At 56.1% G+C, this 16,021-nt stretch carries 13 protein-coding genes and 1 tRNA gene; 10 read left to right on the forward strand and 4 right to left on the reverse strand.

Translation table 11 applies throughout. The features are described from left to right. Positions 1–8 precede the first annotated feature (8 nt). Both V1603_RS03970 and V1603_RS03975 read right to left on the reverse strand, forming a co-directional pair. Positions 9–1,025, reverse strand: coding sequence for a LacI family DNA-binding transcriptional regulator (locus V1603_RS03970; protein ID WP_116343076.1), 1,017 nt, complete (start codon positions 1,023–1,025; stop codon positions 9–11). A gap of 129 nt (positions 1,026–1,154) precedes the next feature. Beyond that, complete coding sequence (locus V1603_RS03975) at positions 1,155–1,817, reverse strand: OmpA family lipoprotein (protein ID WP_008502762.1); 663 nt, start codon at positions 1,815–1,817, stop codon at positions 1,155–1,157. Positions 1,818–2,029: 212 nt separating this feature from the next. Here V1603_RS03975 and V1603_RS03980 point away from each other — a divergent pair, with 212 nt between their 5' ends. Next, positions 2,030–4,309, forward strand: a complete 2,280-nt coding sequence (locus tag V1603_RS03980) for a molybdopterin guanine dinucleotide-containing S/N-oxide reductase (protein WP_233003645.1) — start codon at positions 2,030–2,032, stop codon at positions 4,307–4,309. Here the strand turns inward: V1603_RS03980 and V1603_RS03985 are convergent. Continuing rightward, entirely contained in the window at positions 4,272–4,718 is a 447-nt protein-coding gene (locus tag V1603_RS03985; RefSeq protein ID WP_116343081.1) for an N-acetyltransferase, read from the reverse strand. The two genes, V1603_RS03980 and V1603_RS03985, sit on opposite strands and share 38 nt — an antisense overlap. After that, a complete protein-coding gene (tag, locus tag V1603_RS03990; protein WP_116343083.1) occupies positions 4,696–5,277 on the reverse strand; it encodes a DNA-3-methyladenine glycosylase I in 582 nt (193 codons plus the stop codon). The genes V1603_RS03985 and tag overlap by 23 nt, the downstream gene beginning before the upstream one ends. Before the next feature lie 162 nt (positions 5,278–5,439). On the opposite strand from tag, the gene V1603_RS03995 reads away from it, so the two are divergent. The 9 genes from V1603_RS03995 to dppF all read left to right on the forward strand — a co-directional run bounded on the left by V1603_RS03995 (position 5,440) and on the right by dppF (position 16,004). Then, a complete protein-coding gene (locus V1603_RS03995) occupies positions 5,440–6,138 on the forward strand; it encodes an autotransporter domain-containing protein (RefSeq protein ID WP_116343085.1) in 699 nt (232 codons plus the stop codon). A gap of 238 nt (positions 6,139–6,376) precedes the next feature. Next, complete coding sequence (locus V1603_RS04000; protein ID WP_320720949.1) at positions 6,377–7,579, forward strand: MFS transporter; 1,203 nt, start codon at positions 6,377–6,379, stop codon at positions 7,577–7,579. A gap of 237 nt (positions 7,580–7,816) precedes the next feature. Continuing rightward, positions 7,817–9,511, forward strand: a complete 1,695-nt coding sequence (gene eptB, locus V1603_RS04005) for a kdo(2)-lipid A phosphoethanolamine 7''-transferase (RefSeq protein WP_116343100.1) — start codon at positions 7,817–7,819, stop codon at positions 9,509–9,511. A 91-nt stretch (positions 9,512–9,602) separates the two neighbouring features. Then, positions 9,603–9,679, forward strand: a tRNA-Pro gene (locus tag V1603_RS04010). Positions 9,680–10,299: 620 nt separating this feature from the next. Next, on the forward strand, positions 10,300–11,907 hold the full coding sequence (dppA, locus tag V1603_RS04015; protein WP_080329898.1) for a dipeptide ABC transporter periplasmic-binding protein DppA: 1,608 nt from the start codon (positions 10,300–10,302) through the stop codon (positions 11,905–11,907). Positions 11,908–12,068: 161 nt separating this feature from the next. Continuing rightward, on the forward strand, positions 12,069–13,088 hold the full coding sequence (gene dppB, locus V1603_RS04020; protein WP_028015092.1) for a dipeptide ABC transporter permease DppB: 1,020 nt from the start codon (positions 12,069–12,071) through the stop codon (positions 13,086–13,088). A gap of 9 nt (positions 13,089–13,097) precedes the next feature. After that, positions 13,098–14,000: a dipeptide ABC transporter permease DppC gene (dppC, locus tag V1603_RS04025; protein WP_233003603.1), complete on the forward strand. Its 903-nt coding sequence runs from the start codon at positions 13,098–13,100 to the stop codon at positions 13,998–14,000. Positions 14,001–14,010: 10 nt separating this feature from the next. Continuing rightward, entirely contained in the window at positions 14,011–14,994 is a 984-nt protein-coding gene (gene dppD / locus V1603_RS04030; RefSeq protein WP_008502772.1) for a dipeptide ABC transporter ATP-binding protein, read from the forward strand. Beyond that, on the forward strand, positions 14,991–16,004 hold the full coding sequence (gene dppF, locus V1603_RS04035) for a dipeptide ABC transporter ATP-binding subunit DppF (RefSeq protein WP_116343104.1): 1,014 nt from the start codon (positions 14,991–14,993) through the stop codon (positions 16,002–16,004). The genes dppD and dppF overlap by 4 nt, the downstream gene beginning before the upstream one ends. The last annotated feature ends 17 nt before the right edge of the window (positions 16,005–16,021 follow it).

Consider the following 16,021-nt stretch of genomic DNA (forward strand, 5'->3'; position numbering starts at 1 on the left):
AGGGGAAATTAACGGGCGGTGGAGCCGCGAACGATCAGCTCGCCGGAGAAGACCTGTTCGCGTACGGCATCGCTGGTGCCTTCAATACGACGAACCACTTGTTCTACAGCGGCATAGCCAATCTGCCAGGTGGGCTGTTTGAGGGTCGTGATACCAACGCCTGCCAGCTCCGCCCACTCCAGCTCATCAAAGCCCAGCAGACCGATGTCGCTGCCCCAGTGCAGGCCAATGCGCTTGAGGGAGCGGGCGACCTGCAGCGTCAGCGCCCCGTTGGCGGAGATAACGGCTTTGCGCATCCCGCGATGTCGGGTGTGGAACTGGCGCAGGGTATTGTCGAGCTGGTCGGCTTCGTGAAGCGGCGTTTCGGCATTTTCGGCGATGACGCCGGGATAACGTGCAAGCGTGGCGCGAAATGCCGCCAGGCGATCGCGTCGGGTATTTACCATGCCCAGCGGTTCGCTCAGGAACAGAATCGCCTCGAAGCCCTGTTCGATCAGGTGCTCGGTAGCGGTTGTGGCTGCCTGGGTGTTATCCAGCCCAACCACATCGCAGGCGAATTCCGGGATTTTACGATCGATAAGGACCATGGGCAGGGAGGATTGCTGCAGGCGGTTCAGGCCCTCTTCACGCATGCCTACCGCGTTAACCACAATTCCTTCGACCTGATAGCTGCGCAGCAGATCGAGATAGTGCAGCTCCTGGTCGACTTCATTATTGGTATTACAGACCAGCGGCGTGAAACCCTTCTCGCGACAGGCGGCCTCGATACCGCTGAGGACGTTGACGGAGTAGGGGTTGGTGATATCGGCGATGATAAGGCCAATCAGACGGGTGCGGCCGCGTTTGAGCCCGCGTGCCATAAGGCTGGGACGGTAGTCGAGATCGGCAATGGCCTGTTCAATACGCGCCAGCAGCGCATCGGACAGCAGGTGTTTCTCGCCGTTAAGGTAGCGCGAAATGCTGGTTTTACCGGTTTTGGCGGCTTTCGCCACGTCGCTGATGGTGGCCCGGGCTGGTTTGCTCATCGCTGATTTCCCTGAATTTAGTGAGAATACCTTAGCGGGAAAATCAACGATGGCAAGTGGTTCATGCCGGGGTGTGCGGTCTGATGCCCTCACCCCGACCCTCTCCCACGGGGAGAGGGGGAAATGCGATTACTGAATTGGACTCAACGTAATCTCTACACGACGGTTCTGCGCTTTGCCTTCCGCCGTGCTGTTGCTGGCGATAGGGTTGGCAGGGCCCATGCCGCTGGTGCGGATGCGGTTCGCTTCAACGCCCTGGGTAATCAGCGAGCTGGCCACGGAATCGGCGCGTTGCTGGGACAGGCGCATGTTCAGATCCTGGCTGCCGGTGCTGTCGGTGTAGCCAATCACGTTCACGGCTGTCTTGTTGTACTCTTTCAGCACCATTGCCACGCCGGTGAGGGTGTTCGCACCCGCGGGTTTCAGCGTTGCGCTGCTGCTGTCAAAGGTGACGTTGTTCGGCATGTTCAGGATGATGTTATCGCCGCTGCGGGTGACGCTCACCCCGGTTCCCTTCATTTTGTCGCGCAGTTTTGCTTCCTGTACGTCCATGTAATAACCAACGCCGCCGCCCAGAGCCGCGCCCGCCGCTGCGCCAATCAGCGCACCTTTACCGCGGTCTTTCTTGGAGGAGGAGAGCGCCCCAACGCCTGCGCCTACCAGCGAGCCGATGCCCGCGCCGATGCCGGATTTACCCGCTTCGCGCTCACCGGTGTAAGGGTTGGTTGTGCAGCCAGAAACAGCCAGTGCACCGCTCACCAGAGCGGCAATAACGAGTACGCGTTTTTTCATCTTCTTTCCTTAATCCTTTTTATTCTTTGCCACGGCGAGCGTGGCAGTTGATTATGACGTCCAGATACGGAGAAAATTCCGGGTATAACTCTGAAATTTGTGACAAACCATAAACGGCCTCACCGAGAAGGCCGTAAAACCTGCACGCAACCAGGAGCGCACGCTTGAGCACCTCAACAAAAACCATTCTGACCGCCGCCCACTGGGGGCCGATGCTGGTCGAAACCGATGGCGAAAATGTTCTGTCGTCCCGTGGGGCACTGCCAACACAACATCCCAACTCGTTACAGACCGTCGTTCGCGATCAGGTGCACAGCAAAACGCGCGTGCGCTGGCCGATGGTGCGTAAAGGTTTTCTGGCCTCGCCGGACAAGCCGCAGGGGATCCGTGGTCAGGATGAGTTTGTTCGCGTGAGCTGGGATGACGCGCTGGCACTGATCCACGCCCAGCATAAGCGCATCCGCGACAGCTACGGTCCGTCATCCATTTTCGCCGGTTCTTACGGCTGGCGTTCGAACGGCGTGCTGCACAAGGCCTCGACGCTGCTGCAGCGCTACATGAGCCTGGCAGGAGGCTATACCGGTCATCTGGGTGATTACTCCACCGGCGCGGCGCAGGCGATCATGCCCTATGTCGTGGGGGGGAACGAAGTGTACCAGCAGCAGACCAGCTGGCCGCTGGTGCTGGAGCACACCGACGTGGTGGTACTGTGGAGCGCCAATCCGCTGAATACGCTGAAAATTGCCTGGAATGCCAGCGACGAGCAGGGGATTGGGTATTTCGACGCGCTGCGCAAAAGCGGCAAGCACATCATCTGCATTGATCCGATGCGCTCTGAAACCATGGATTTCTTCGGCGACAGCGCCGAGTGGATTGCTCCGCATATGGGCACCGACGTGGCGATGATGCTGGGCATCGCCCATACGCTGTTGGAGAACGGCTGGCACGACCGCGATTTCCTCGCCCGCTGCACCTCTGGCTTCGACAAATTCGCCGACTACCTGACGGGCCAGTCCGATGGGGTAGTGAAAACGGCAGAGTGGGCCGCAGAGATTTGTGGCATTCCTGCGGCTAAAATCCGCGAACTGGCGGGGTTGTTCCATAAAAACACCACGATGTTAATGTCCGGCTGGGGGATGCAGCGCCAGCAGTTCGGCGAGCAGAAACACTGGATGCTGGTGACGCTTGCCGCAATGCTCGGACAGATTGGTACGCCGGGGGGAGGTTTTGGTCTTTCCTATCATTTTGCGAACGGCGGTAACCCAACGCGTAAAGCGGCGGTGCTGGCGTCCCTGCAAGGCTCGGTGCAGGGCGGCGTGGATGCCGTGGATAAAATTCCGGTGGCGCGGATCGTTGAAGCCCTGGAAAAGCCGGGCGGTTTTTATCAGCACAACGGTCTGGACCGCCACTTCCCGGACATTAAGTTTGTCTGGTGGGCGGGCGGGGCGAACTTTACGCACCACCAGGATACCAATCGCCTGATCCGCGCCTGGCAAAAGCCTGAGCTGGTGGTGATTTCCGAGTGCTTCTGGACCGCCTCGGCCAAACACGCCGATATCGTGCTGCCGGCGACCACGTCGTTTGAACGTAACGATCTCACCATGACCGGCGATTACAGCAACCAGCATATGGTACCGATGAAGCGCGTTGTGGCCCCGCGTGATGAAGCGCGTGATGATTTTGACGTATTTGCCGAACTGAGCGAGCTGTGGGAAGCGGGCGGTCGCGAACGCTTTACTGAAGGGAAAAATGACCTGCAGTGGCTGGAGAGTTTCTATCAGATCGCCGGGCAGCGCGGTGCGGCGCAGGGCGTGACGCTTCCGCCATTTGCTGAGTTCTGGGAGGCGAACCAGATTCTCGAAATGCCGGAAAGCGAACAAAACGCCCGGTTTGTCCGTTTCGCCGATTTCCGCCGGGACCCGGAAAACCATCCGCTGAAAACGGAGAGCGGCAAGATTGTGATCTACAGCGAGCGCATCGCCAGCTTTGGTTATGCTGATTGTCCGCCACACCCTTCGTGGCTGGAGCCGGACGAGTGGCACGGCAATGCGCTGCCGGAACAGCTCCAGATATTGTCTGCCCATCCCGCGCATCGTCTCCACAGCCAGCTTAACTACACCTCACTGCGTGAGCAGTATGCGGTTGCCGGGCGAGAGCCGATTACGCTGAATACTTTTGACGCGAAAGCCCGCGGGATTGCAGACGGCGACGTGGTGCGCGTCTGGAACTCGCGTGGACAGGTGCTGGCAGGAGCGGTGGTCAGCGACGGGATTAAGCCGGGCGTGATCTGTATTCACCAGGGGGCATGGCCCGACCTTGAGCCCGCCGAAGGCGGTATCTGTAAAAACGGGGCGGTTAACGTGCTGACCAAAGATCTCCCCAGCTCGAAGCTGGGGAACGGTTGCGCGGGGAACACGGCGCTGGCCTGGGTCGAGAAATATGAGGGGCCCGAGCTTACCTTAACGGCGTTTGATCCGCCTGCCAGCTCATGATCCACGTCGGGTGCTGAGTATCATCTTGCCAGGCGCTGTCTTCGATGCGAAAGCCCTGAGCATGATAGAAATTCACCGCCCGGACGTTTTTCTGATACACCTCCAGGCTTAAGTGCGGGAAGCGCTGTTGAACATGGTTCAGCAGCGCGCGTCCAATACCGTGCCCGATATACGCAGGCGTAACGAACAGCGCCCCCACAAACTGCGACTGTATGACGCTGATAAACCCGCGCGGCGCGCCTTCTTCTTCCCACACCCAGGTTTCTGCCGCGGGCAGGTAGACCTCCCGCACCATGGCTTCATTCTCTTGCCAGTAGCTCGCGCTAATAAACGGGTGCGCCTCGGTGGTGCTTTCAAGCCACAGGCTCATGAGCGGATCGGCATTTTCACTTTGCCATTTGCGGATCATGTTGCCTCCCCGGATGACAGAAGCAGCCGGTGACATGGTCGTTGACCAGTCCACAGGCCTGCATAAAGGCGTAGCAGATGGTGGAGCCGACAAACTTAAAGCCGCGTTTTTTCAGCGCTTTAGAGAGCGCGTCCGACGCAGGCGTGGACGCCGGGATCTCCGCCAGCGTGGCGGCCTGCGTGATTTGCGGATCGTTATTCACGAACGACCAGACAAACGCTGAGAACGGTTCGCCGTTTTGTTCCATCGCCAGCCAGGCGCGGGCGTTGCCGATGATGGCCTGGATTTTACCGCGATGGCGGATGATACCGGCATCCTGCACCAGCCGTTCTACGTCATCTTCGGTCATGGCGGCGACGGCAACGGGATCGAACTGGTGGAAGGCGTTGCGGTAGTTTTCGCGTTTCTTCAGTACCGTAATCCATGATAATCCTGCCTGCTGGCCCTCCAGGCAGATCATCTCAAAGAGTTTTTTGCCATCCGTCTCCGGTATGCCCCATTCCCGATCGTGATAGTCGATATAAAGCTGATCCTGGCTAACCCAACCGCAACGTTCCATTCGTCCTCTCCCTTATTGATACTGATTTCGCAAAAATTTCGTTCTGACTGGCTTGACGTGTTTACTATAAAGACAATAGTTAATACAGGGCCATATGCTCTCTCAAGTCTTCCTGAATAACGACAAATATCGCCGAATTCGGCTCTCTCTGGGGTCGCTTTGATGATGATAAAAAAAATCAGTGGTCGCCATGCCGCTTCTGGCCTGGTGGGGATTTCAGCCTGCCTGTTGTTGTGTAATACAGCGTCTGCATGGCAACAGGAATATATCGTTTCAGACGCCCAAAATAATACGGCTGAACGCTATACATGGGACGCGGATCACCAACCGCGTTACGAGGATATTCTGGCTGAGCGAATTCAGTCTTCCCAAAATTCGCCGGGGCTGGCCCTTGCTCTGCCATCTGGTGCTAAAACGGAAGCGGCGATGAGCGTAGGCTGGAATTTTCCGGTTTCGGCGCGGGTAACCACCGGTCCGGTGATGGCCTGGCGGTATGACGGCTCTACGCCGATGATGATCAATGAGTTTGGTGATAGCGCGACGACGCAGACGCTCGCCGATCCGCTCTGGCATGCCAGCGTGAGTACGCTAGGCTGGCGCGTGAATACCCAGTACGGCGATCTTCGTCCCTGGGCACAGATTAGCTATAACCAGCAGTTTGGTGAAAACCAGTGGAAATCGCAGTTTGGCATGCCGCAAACGCCAGCCCCTGTTCAAAGCGGTAACTGGATGGACGTCACCGTGGGAACAGACATTCCGTTTAATACGCACATGGCGGCCTATGCGTCGCTGGCTCAGGGGGAACGCACCACCACTGGTGAGGAGTTTCTGTATACCCTGGGGGTGAGCGCGAATTTTTAGTATTGTTACTTTTTTAAACGTTACGATAACATCTTAAAAACAATGACCACAGGCTTTGCAGCGATAGCAGGTACTAACCTGCCATCGCTTTCTTCCCCGGCAAGGTCATTCATTCCCGATTCCAGGCATTTCATTCCGTTCTTCCTGCATTTCATGACGTTTTACCCCATCGGTATTAAGGTTTTGTTTATCGTTGTCCTCAGCGAATTCCCTTAATTTCTGTTGCAGGACAACGGCCATGAACACATCAACCTATAACCGTACGCGCTGGCTCACGCTCTTCGGCACCATCGTTACCCAGTTCGCGCTGGGATCGGTCTATACCTGGAGCCTGTTTAACAGCGCGCTTTCCGACAAACTCGACGCCCCGGTCAGCCAGGTAGCGTTCTCCTTCGGCCTGCTGAGCCTGGGTCTGGCGATTTCGTCTTCCGTCGCGGGCAAGCTGCAGGAGCGTTTTGGCGTGAAGCGTGTGACCATGGCGTCCGGCATACTGCTGGGGCTGGGCTTTTTCCTGACGGCGCATTCCAGCAACCTGATGATGCTGTGGCTGAGCGCCGGCGTGCTGGTGGGGCTGGCAGACGGTGCAGGTTACCTGCTGACGCTGTCGAACTGCGTGAAGTGGTTCCCGGAGCGTAAAGGCTTAATCTCCGCGTTCGCCATCGGCTCCTATGGCCTGGGCAGCCTCGGCTTTAAATTTATCGACTCCCAACTGCTGGCATCCGTTGGCCTCGAAAAAACGTTTATGATCTGGGGCGCAATCGTCCTGGTGATGATCCTGTTTGGCGCTACGCTGATGAAAGATGCCCCGCAGCAGGAAGTGAAATCCGTTAACGGCGTGGTAGAGAACGATTTCACCCTCGCGCAGTCCATGCGTAAGCCGCAGTACTGGATGCTGGCGGTGATGTTCCTGACGGCCTGCATGAGCGGTCTGTATGTTATCGGTGTGGCGAAAGATATTGCTCAGGGGATGGTAAAACTGGATGCCGCGACGGCGGCGAATGCGGTGACGGTCATCTCCATTGCCAACCTCTCGGGTCGCCTGGTGCTCGGTATCCTGTCTGACAAAATTGCCCGCATCCGCGTGATTACGATTGGGCAGGTGGTTTCGCTGGTAGGAATGGCGGCATTGCTGTTTGCACCACTGAATGAAGCGACCTTCTTTGCGGCGATTGCCTGCGTGGCCTTTAACTTCGGCGGCACCATTACCGTCTTCCCGTCGCTGGTGAGCGAGTTCTTTGGCCTGAACAACCTGGCGAAAAACTACGGTGTCATTTATCTCGGCTTCGGTATCGGCAGTATTTGCGGTTCGCTGATTGCCTCGCTGTTTGGCGGGTTCTATGTCACCTTCTGCGTTATCTTTGCCCTGCTGATTATTTCGCTGGCGCTGTCCACGACGATCCGTCAGCCGCAGCGTGAAGTGTATAAAGAAGCGCACGCATGATTCGATGAAAAGAGGCCGCAGGGCCTCTTTTTTTATCTCCGTATCGCTGCCTGACCTGTTATTTTGTAAAAATCTTCATCGATCACACTCTCTGCTGCCACTTTTTTTCCCCGCTGTGGTCTACTTATCGCGCTTGTGGACGTTTCTGATAACGGTTTCTCTCGCATCTACTTACTCTGTCTGCTTTCTCGATGAGATTCGGCGGGTCTTTATACCCCTTCCCCCAGGGTTGTTTGCATGAAATATATTAGGTCTCTTACCCAGCAAAGATTATGTCTGATGCTGGCTGTCTATATCGGTTTGTTTCTGAATGGCGCGGTGCTGTTCAGAAGAGTGGAAGGCTATTTTGAACACCTCACCGTAAGAAATGGAATTTTTGCCGCGATTGAAGTGTTTGGCTCTGTTCTCGCTACCTTCTTCCTGTTGCGTCTGCTCTCGCTCTTTGGCCGACGTACCTGGCAAATTCTGGCCTCGCTGGTGGTGATTATTTCCGCCGCTGCAAGCTATTACATGACATTCATGAACGTGGTGATTGGCTACGGCATCGTTGCCTCGGTGATGACCACGGATATCGACCTCTCGAAAGAGGTGGTAGGAAAAGGCTTTATCGTCTGGACGGTATTAACCTGCCTGATACCGCTCTTCTTTATCTGGAGTAATACCTGCCGCTATACCCTGTTACGCCAGCTGCGTACGCGGGAGCAACGTATCCGCAACGTCCTCGTCGTTCTGCTGGCGGGTCTGCTGGTGTGGGCGCCGATTCGTTTGATGGAAAAACAGCAAAAACGTATCGAAAAAGCGACGGGCGTGGATATGCCAAGCTATGGCGGCGTAGTGGCGAACTCCTATTTGCCGTCTAACTGGCTGTCAGCGTTAGGTCTGTATGCCTGGGCACAGGCGGACGAGTCCAGCGATGTGAAATCCTTGATGAACCCGACCAAAAAATTCACCTATCAGGCGCCTGCTGACGGGCTGGATGATACTTACGTGGTCTTTGTCATCGGTGAAACGACGCGCTGGGATCATATGGGTATTCTCGGCTATGACCGTGATACCACGCCAAAACTGGCGCAGGAAAAGAACCTGGTGGCCTATCGGGGTTACTCCTGCGATACCGCAACGAAGCTCTCGCTGCGCTGTATGTTTGTGCGTGAAGGCGGGGCAAGCGATAACCCACAGCGCACGCTGAAAGAGCAAAACGTCTTTGCCGTGCTGAAGCAGCTTGGATTTAGCGCTGACCTGTTCGCCATGCAGAGTGAGATGTGGTTCTACACCAACACGCTGGCAGATAACATCGCGTACCGTGAGCAGATTGGCGCCGAGCCGCGTAACCGAGGCAAAAACGTTGATGACATGCTGCTGCTGGAAGAGATGTCGCAATCTCTGAAGAACCATCCGAAAGGTAAGCATCTTGTCATTCTTCATACCAAAGGGTCGCACTATAGCTATTACCAGCGCTATACCCGTGATTTCGCGAAGTGGAAACCGGAGTGCGTTGGCATTAATAAAGATTGCAGCAAGCAGGAGCTGATCAACGCCTACGATAACTCCGTTCTGTATGTGGATACGTTCCTGAGCCGCGTAATCGACCAGCTGCGTGATAAAAAAGCGATTGTTATCTACGCCGCAGACCACGGTGAGTCCATCAACGAGAAAGAGCATCTGCACGGTACACCGCGTAAGCTGGCGCCGCCGGAGCAGTTCCGCGTGCCGATGATCATGTGGATGTCCGATAAGTATCTGGAGAATCCTGATAAGGCGAAAATGTTTGCCCATCTGAAACAGCAGGCAGAAATCAAGGTACCTCGCCGTCACGTTGAATTGTACGACACCATTATGGGGTGTCTCGGCTATACCTCACCAAACGGTGGGATTAACGAAAACAACAACTGGTGTAAACTCCCTGATAACACCGCAAAAGCCGCGCAGTAGCAGCTCTGGCGAGAATATCGCCAGTTGAATGGCTTTTTGAAAATAAGGGATTGACGGGGGCGTACCTCAGCAGTAAGATGCGCTCCGCATTCGGCGAGTAGCGCAGCTTGGTAGCGCAACTGGTTTGGGACCAGTGGGTCGGAGGTTCGAATCCTCTCTCGCCGACCACATTCTGAAAAGGGCTAACCGCAAGGTTAGCCCTTTTTGCATTATGACCTTATCCTGTCAGAGTATCCAAAACGCCCCTTAGACCTGCTTCTTCCTGCCTGTTAACGATTTTGTGACATAATCCATTGTATTTTTTTATATATAGATTGATCTTTTTTCGCGTTGCTTATGGATAACCTCAGCATTTTTCGCTGTGCGTTTTAACGTTCGCGGTATTTAGTGCTCAGATAATCACCATTCTGCAAGAAAATTTACCCATTCTGAATAAAAGTTAATCACTGATTGTTGCGAAATATGAAGATAGTTGTGCTGCAAGTTGGCGAGTAGCATAAATTTCCCTGCTGAAAACTGGCGTTCAGGGTTTTTTTAATCTTTGTTTGCGGTTTCTCACACTCAGCGCAAATCCCCGTCACCTGTATTGACGTTTTCACATTCTGTTGACAGATTGTAGGGCATGAGGGGCATTTCAGGGACGATCTGCGCTGCAACTCAAACGCTCTTCTGAAAGGATTCTCCATCCCTTTAACGCCTTCGGGCACCTCCGACCGGACCGGGTAAAAAATAAATAAAGGTCTGGCGGCGTAACACAACAAAGCAAAACATCACATTGGAGCAGAATAATGAGTATTTCCTTGAAGAAGTCAGGGATGCTGAAGCTTGGTCTGAGCCTGGTGGCTATGACCGTGGCAGCAAGCGTACAGGCAAAAACCCTGGTTTACTGTTCTGAAGGCTCGCCGGAAGGCTTTAACCCACAGCTCTTTACCTCTGGTACGACTTACGACGCAAGCTCTGTACCGATCTATAACCGTCTGGTTGAATTCAAAACCGGCACCACGGAAGTGATTCCGGGTCTGGCCGAGAAGTGGGACATCAGCGAAGACGGTAAAACCTATACCTTCCACCTGCGCCAGGGCGTGAAGTGGCAGGACAGCAAAGAATTCAAACCAACGCGCGACTTTAACGCCGACGACGTTGTGTTCTCCTTTGACCGTCAGAAAAACGCGCAGAACCCGTACCACAAAGTGTCTGGCGGCAGCTACGAATACTTCGAAGGGATGGGTCTGCCGGACCTGATCGCCGAAGTGAAAAAAGTGGACGATAAAACCGTTCAGTTCGTACTGACGCGCCCGGAAGCGCCATTCCTGGCTGACCTGGCCATGGACTTCGCCTCTATTCTCTCTAAAGAGTATGCGGATAACATGCTGAAAGCCGGCACGCCGGAAAAAGTGGACCTGAACCCAATCGGTACCGGTCCGTTCCAGCTGCTGCAGTACCAGAAAGACTCCCGTATTCTGTATAAAGCCTTCCCGGGCTACTGGGGCACCAAGCCGCAGATCGACCGTCTGGTCTTCTCCATTACGCCTGATGCGTCCGTTCGTTATGCAAAACTGCAGAAAAACGAATGCCAGGTTATGCCGTACCCGAACCCGGCTGACATCGCGCGCATGAAGCAGGATAAAAACATCAACCTGCTGGAGCAGGCGGGCCTGAACGTGGGCTATCTCTCCTTCAACACCGAGAAGAAACCGTTTGATGACGTGAAAGTGCGTCAGGCGCTGACCTACGCGGTGAACAAAGAAGCGATCATCAAAGCCGTTTACCAGGGCGCGGGCGTTGCGGCCAAAAACCTGATCCCGCCAACCATGTGGGGCTATAACGACGACGTTAAAGACTACAGCTACGATCCTGAAAAAGCGAAAGCGCTGCTGAAAGAAGCGGGTCAGGATAAAGGCTTTACCGTTGAGCTGTGGGCGATGCCTGTTCAGCGTCCGTACAACCCGAACGCCCGCCGTATGGCGGAAATGGTTCAGGCTGACTGGGCGAAGATTGGCGTTCAGGCCAAGATTGTGACCTACGAGTGGGGCGAGTATCTGAAGCGCGCCAAAGCGGGTGAGCACCAGGCGGTGATGATGGGCTGGACCGGTGACAACGGGGATCCGGACAACTTCTTCGCTACCCTGTTCAGCTGCGCGGCGGCAAAAGACGGTTCTAACTACTCTCGCTGGTGCTACAAGCCGTTTGAAGACCTGATCCAGCCGGCGCGTGCCACCGACGATCACAACAAACGTATTGAACTCTACAAGCAGGCTCAGGTTGTTATGCACGATCAGGCTCCGGCGCTGATTGTTGCTCACTCCACCGTGTATGAGCCAGTGCGTAAAGAAGTGAAGGGCTACGTGGTTGATCCACTGGGCAAACACCACTTCGAAAACGTATCGGTTGAATAATAAGTAGGGTGTTCTCCCTCTCCCTGTGGGAGAGGGCAGGTGTGAGGGGCGTGCATGCATCCCCTCACCCTAACCCTCCCCCGAAGGGAGAGGGAATTTACATTTGTGAGCAATACAGACGTCACGCCACTGGTCGTGCGTCATCAGAGAGAATCCGGGTTATGTTGCAGTTCATCCTCCGACGTCTGGGACTTGTTATCCCGACGTTTATCGGTATCACCCTTCTCACTTTTGCCTTCGTTCATATGATCCCCGGCGACCCGGTAATGATTATGGCGGGCGAGCGTGGTATCTCCCCTGAACGTCATGCGCAGCTGCTGGCTGAACTCGGCCTTGATAAGCCGATGTGGCAGCAGTACCTCCACTATATCTGGGGCGTGATGCACGGTGACTTGGGGATTTCGTTAAAAAGCCGTCTTCCGGTGTGGGACGAGTTCGTGCCGCGTTTTAAAGCGACGCTGGAGCTTGGCATCTGCGCCATGATTTTTGCCACTGCGGTGGGTATTCCTGTCGGGGTACTGGCTGCCGTTAAGCGTGGCTCTATTTTCGACCATACCGCCGTGGGCCTGGCGCTGACCGGTTACTCCATGCCTATTTTCTGGTGGGGCATGATGCTGATCATGCTGGTCTCGGTGCAATTGAACCTGACGCCGGTCTCCGGGCGCGTCAGCGATATGGTCTTCCTTGATGATACCAACCCGTTAACCGGCTTTATGCTGATCGACACGGCCATCTGGGGCGAGGAGGGCAACTTCATTGATGCCGTCGCGCACATGATCCTGCCTGCCATGGTGCTGGGCACCATTCCTCTGGCAGTGATCGTGCGTATGACCCGTTCCTCCATGCTGGAAGTGCTGGGCGAGGATTACATTCGTACCGCACGCGCTAAAGGGTTAACCCGGATGCGCGTCATCATTGTCCACGCGCTGCGTAACGCCATGCTGCCGGTGGTGACCGTTATCGGCCTCCAGGTGGGTACGCTGCTGGCGGGAGCGATCCTGACCGAAACCATCTTCTCCTGGCCGGGCCTCGGACGCTGGCTGATTGATGCGCTGCAACGCCGCGACTATCCGGTGGTGCAGGGCGGGGTGCTGCTGGTCGCGACGATGATTATCCTCGTCAACCTGCTGGTCGATTTGCTGTACGGCGTGGTGAACCCGCGTATTCGTCATAAGAAGTAAGGGGCCATCATGTCACAGGTTTCTGAAAACAAAGCTGTTGCTGCACCGGTTCCGATGACGCCGCTGCAGGAGTTCTGGCACTACTTCAAGCGCAATAAAGGCGCGGTAGTCGGGCTGGTGTATGTATCCATCATGATCCTGATTGCGGTGTTTGCAAACGTGCTTGCGCCGTATAACCCGGCGGATCAGTTCCGCGATGCGCTGCTGGCTCCCCCTGCCTGGCAGGACGGCGGTAGCCTGGCGCACCTGCTGGGTACCGATGATGTGGGCCGCGACGTGCTGTCGCGTCTGATGTACGGCGCGCGTCTGTCGCTGCTGGTTGGCTGCCTGGTGGTGGTGCTCTCCCTGATTATGGGGATCGTACTCGGTCTGGTTGCCGGTTACTTCGGCGGCATCGTTGATAACATCATCATGCGTATTGTCGACATCATGCTGGCGCTGCCAAGCCTGCTGCTGGCCCTGGTGCTGGTGGCGATCTTCGGTCCGTCGATCGGTAACGCCGCGCTTGCGCTGACCTTCGTGGCGCTCCCTCACTACGTACGTTTAACCCGTGCGGCGGTGCTGGTGGAAGTGAACCGCGACTATGTCACCGCGTCTCGCGTGGCGGGTGCGGGTGCGATGCGCCAGATGTTCGTGAATATCTTCCCTAACTGCCTTGCGCCGCTGATTGTTCAGGCGTCGCTCGGTTTCTCTAACGCCATTCTTGATATGGCCGCTCTTGGCTTCCTGGGCATGGGTGCGCAGCCGCCAACACCGGAGTGGGGCACCATGCTCTCCGACGTGTTGCAGTTCGCACAAAGCGCCTGGTGGGTTGTCACCTTCCCGGGTCTGGCAATCCTGCTGACGGTGCTGGCATTTAACCTGATGGGTGATGGTCTGCGTGATGCGCTTGATCCCAAACTGAAGCAGTAAGAGGCACGAGATGGCGTTATTAAATGTAGATAAATTATCGGTGCACTTCGGCGACGAAGGCACCCCGTTTCGCGCCGTGGACCGCATCAGCTACAGCGTAAATCAGGGCGAAGTGGTTGGCATTGTCGGGGAGTCCGGTTCCGGTAAGTCGGTGAGTTCACTGGCGATCATGGGGCTGATTGATTACCCGGGCCGCGTGATGGCGGAAAACCTGCAGTTCAACGGTCAGGACCTGAAGCGCATTTCTGAGAAACAGCGCCGCCAGCTGGTGGGCGCCGAAGTGGCAATGATCTTCCAGGACCCGATGACCAGCCTGAACCCGTGTTACACGGTCGGTTTCCAGATTATGGAAGCGATTAAGGTGCACCAGGGCGGTAACAAGAAAACCCGTCGCCAGCGCGCGATCGACCTGCTGAATCAGGTCGGTATCCCTGATCCGGCATCGCGCCTGGACGTTTACCCGCACCAGCTCTCCGGAGGGATGAGCCAGCGCGTGATGATCGCCATGGCGATTGCCTGTCGGCCAAAGCTGCTGATTGCGGATGAACCGACAACGGCGCTGGATGTGACCATTCAGGCGCAAATCATCGAGCTGCTGCTGGAGCTGCAGCAGAAAGAGAACATGGCGCTGGTGCTGATTACGCACGATCTGGCGCTGGTGGCCGAAGCCGCGCACAAAATCATCGTGATGTATGCCGGCCAGGTGGTCGAGACCGGTAATTCGCACGATATCTTCCGCGCGCCGCGTCACCCGTATACGCAGGCGCTGCTGCGTGCGTTGCCGGAGTTTGCCCAGGATAAAGCGCGGCTGGCGTCGCTGCCTGGTGTGGTACCGGGTAAATATGACCGACCGCAGGGCTGTCTGCTCAATCCGCGTTGTCCGTACGCGACGGATAAGTGCCGGGCGGAAGAGCCAGAGCTAAACCAGCTTGCTGACGGCCGCCAGTCGAAATGTCACTACCCACTCGATGATGCCGGGAGGCCAACACTATGAGTACGCAACAGGCCACCACGCAACAGCCGCTGTTGCAGGCCATCGACCTGAAAAAACACTATCCGGTTAAAAAGGGGATTTTTGCCCCTGAACGCCTGGTGAAGGCGCTGGACGGCGTCTCCTTTACCCTCGAACGCGGTAAAACGCTGGCGGTGGTGGGGGAGTCAGGCTGCGGTAAGTCCACGCTCGGTCGTCTGCTGACGATGATTGAAGTGCCGACCGGCGGTGAGCTCTATTATCAGGGGCAGGATCTGCTCAAGCACGATCCGCAGGCGCAGAAGCTGCGTCGCCAGAAAATCCAGATTGTGTTCCAGAACCCGTACGGTTCTCTGAACCCGCGTAAAAAAGTGGGACAGATTCTGGAAGAGCCGCTGCTGATTAACAGCAATCTGAGCAAAGAGCAACGCCGTGAAAAAGCCCTGGCGATGATGGCGAAGGTCGGCCTCAAAACCGAGCATTACGATCGCTACCCGCATATGTTCTCCGGTGGCCAGCGTCAGCGTATCGCTATTGCCCGCGGTCTGATGCTTGACCCGGACGTGGTGATTGCCGATGAGCCGGTTTCGGCGCTCGACGTCTCCGTACGCGCGCAGGTGCTGAACCTGATGATGGATCTCCAGCAGGAGCTGGGGCTCTCTTACGTGTTCATCTCCCACGACCTGTCGGTGGTGGAGCACATCGCTGACGAAGTGATGGTGATGTATCTGGGGCGCTGCGTGGAGAAGGGGACCAAAGATCAGATCTTTAATAACCCTCGTCACCCGTACACCCAGGCGCTGCTGTCTGCCACGCCGCGTCTGAACCCGGACGATCGTCGTGAGCGCATTAAGCTGACGGGTGAACTGCCTAGTCCGCTGAATCCACCTCCGGGATGTGCATTCAATGCCCGGTGCAGCCGTCGCTTTGGCCCGTGCACCCAGCTCCAGCCGCAGCTGAAGGAGTATGGCGGGCAGCTGGTTGCCTGCTTCGCGGTCGATCAGGATGAAAACGGCGAGAAGCCCCATGCATAAAGTAAAAAACCGGCGTT

It is taken from the genome of Enterobacter sp. ECC-219, assembly GCF_043966805.1.
GTDB classification, from domain to species: Bacteria; Pseudomonadota; Gammaproteobacteria; order Enterobacterales; family Enterobacteriaceae; genus Enterobacter; species Enterobacter cloacae_N.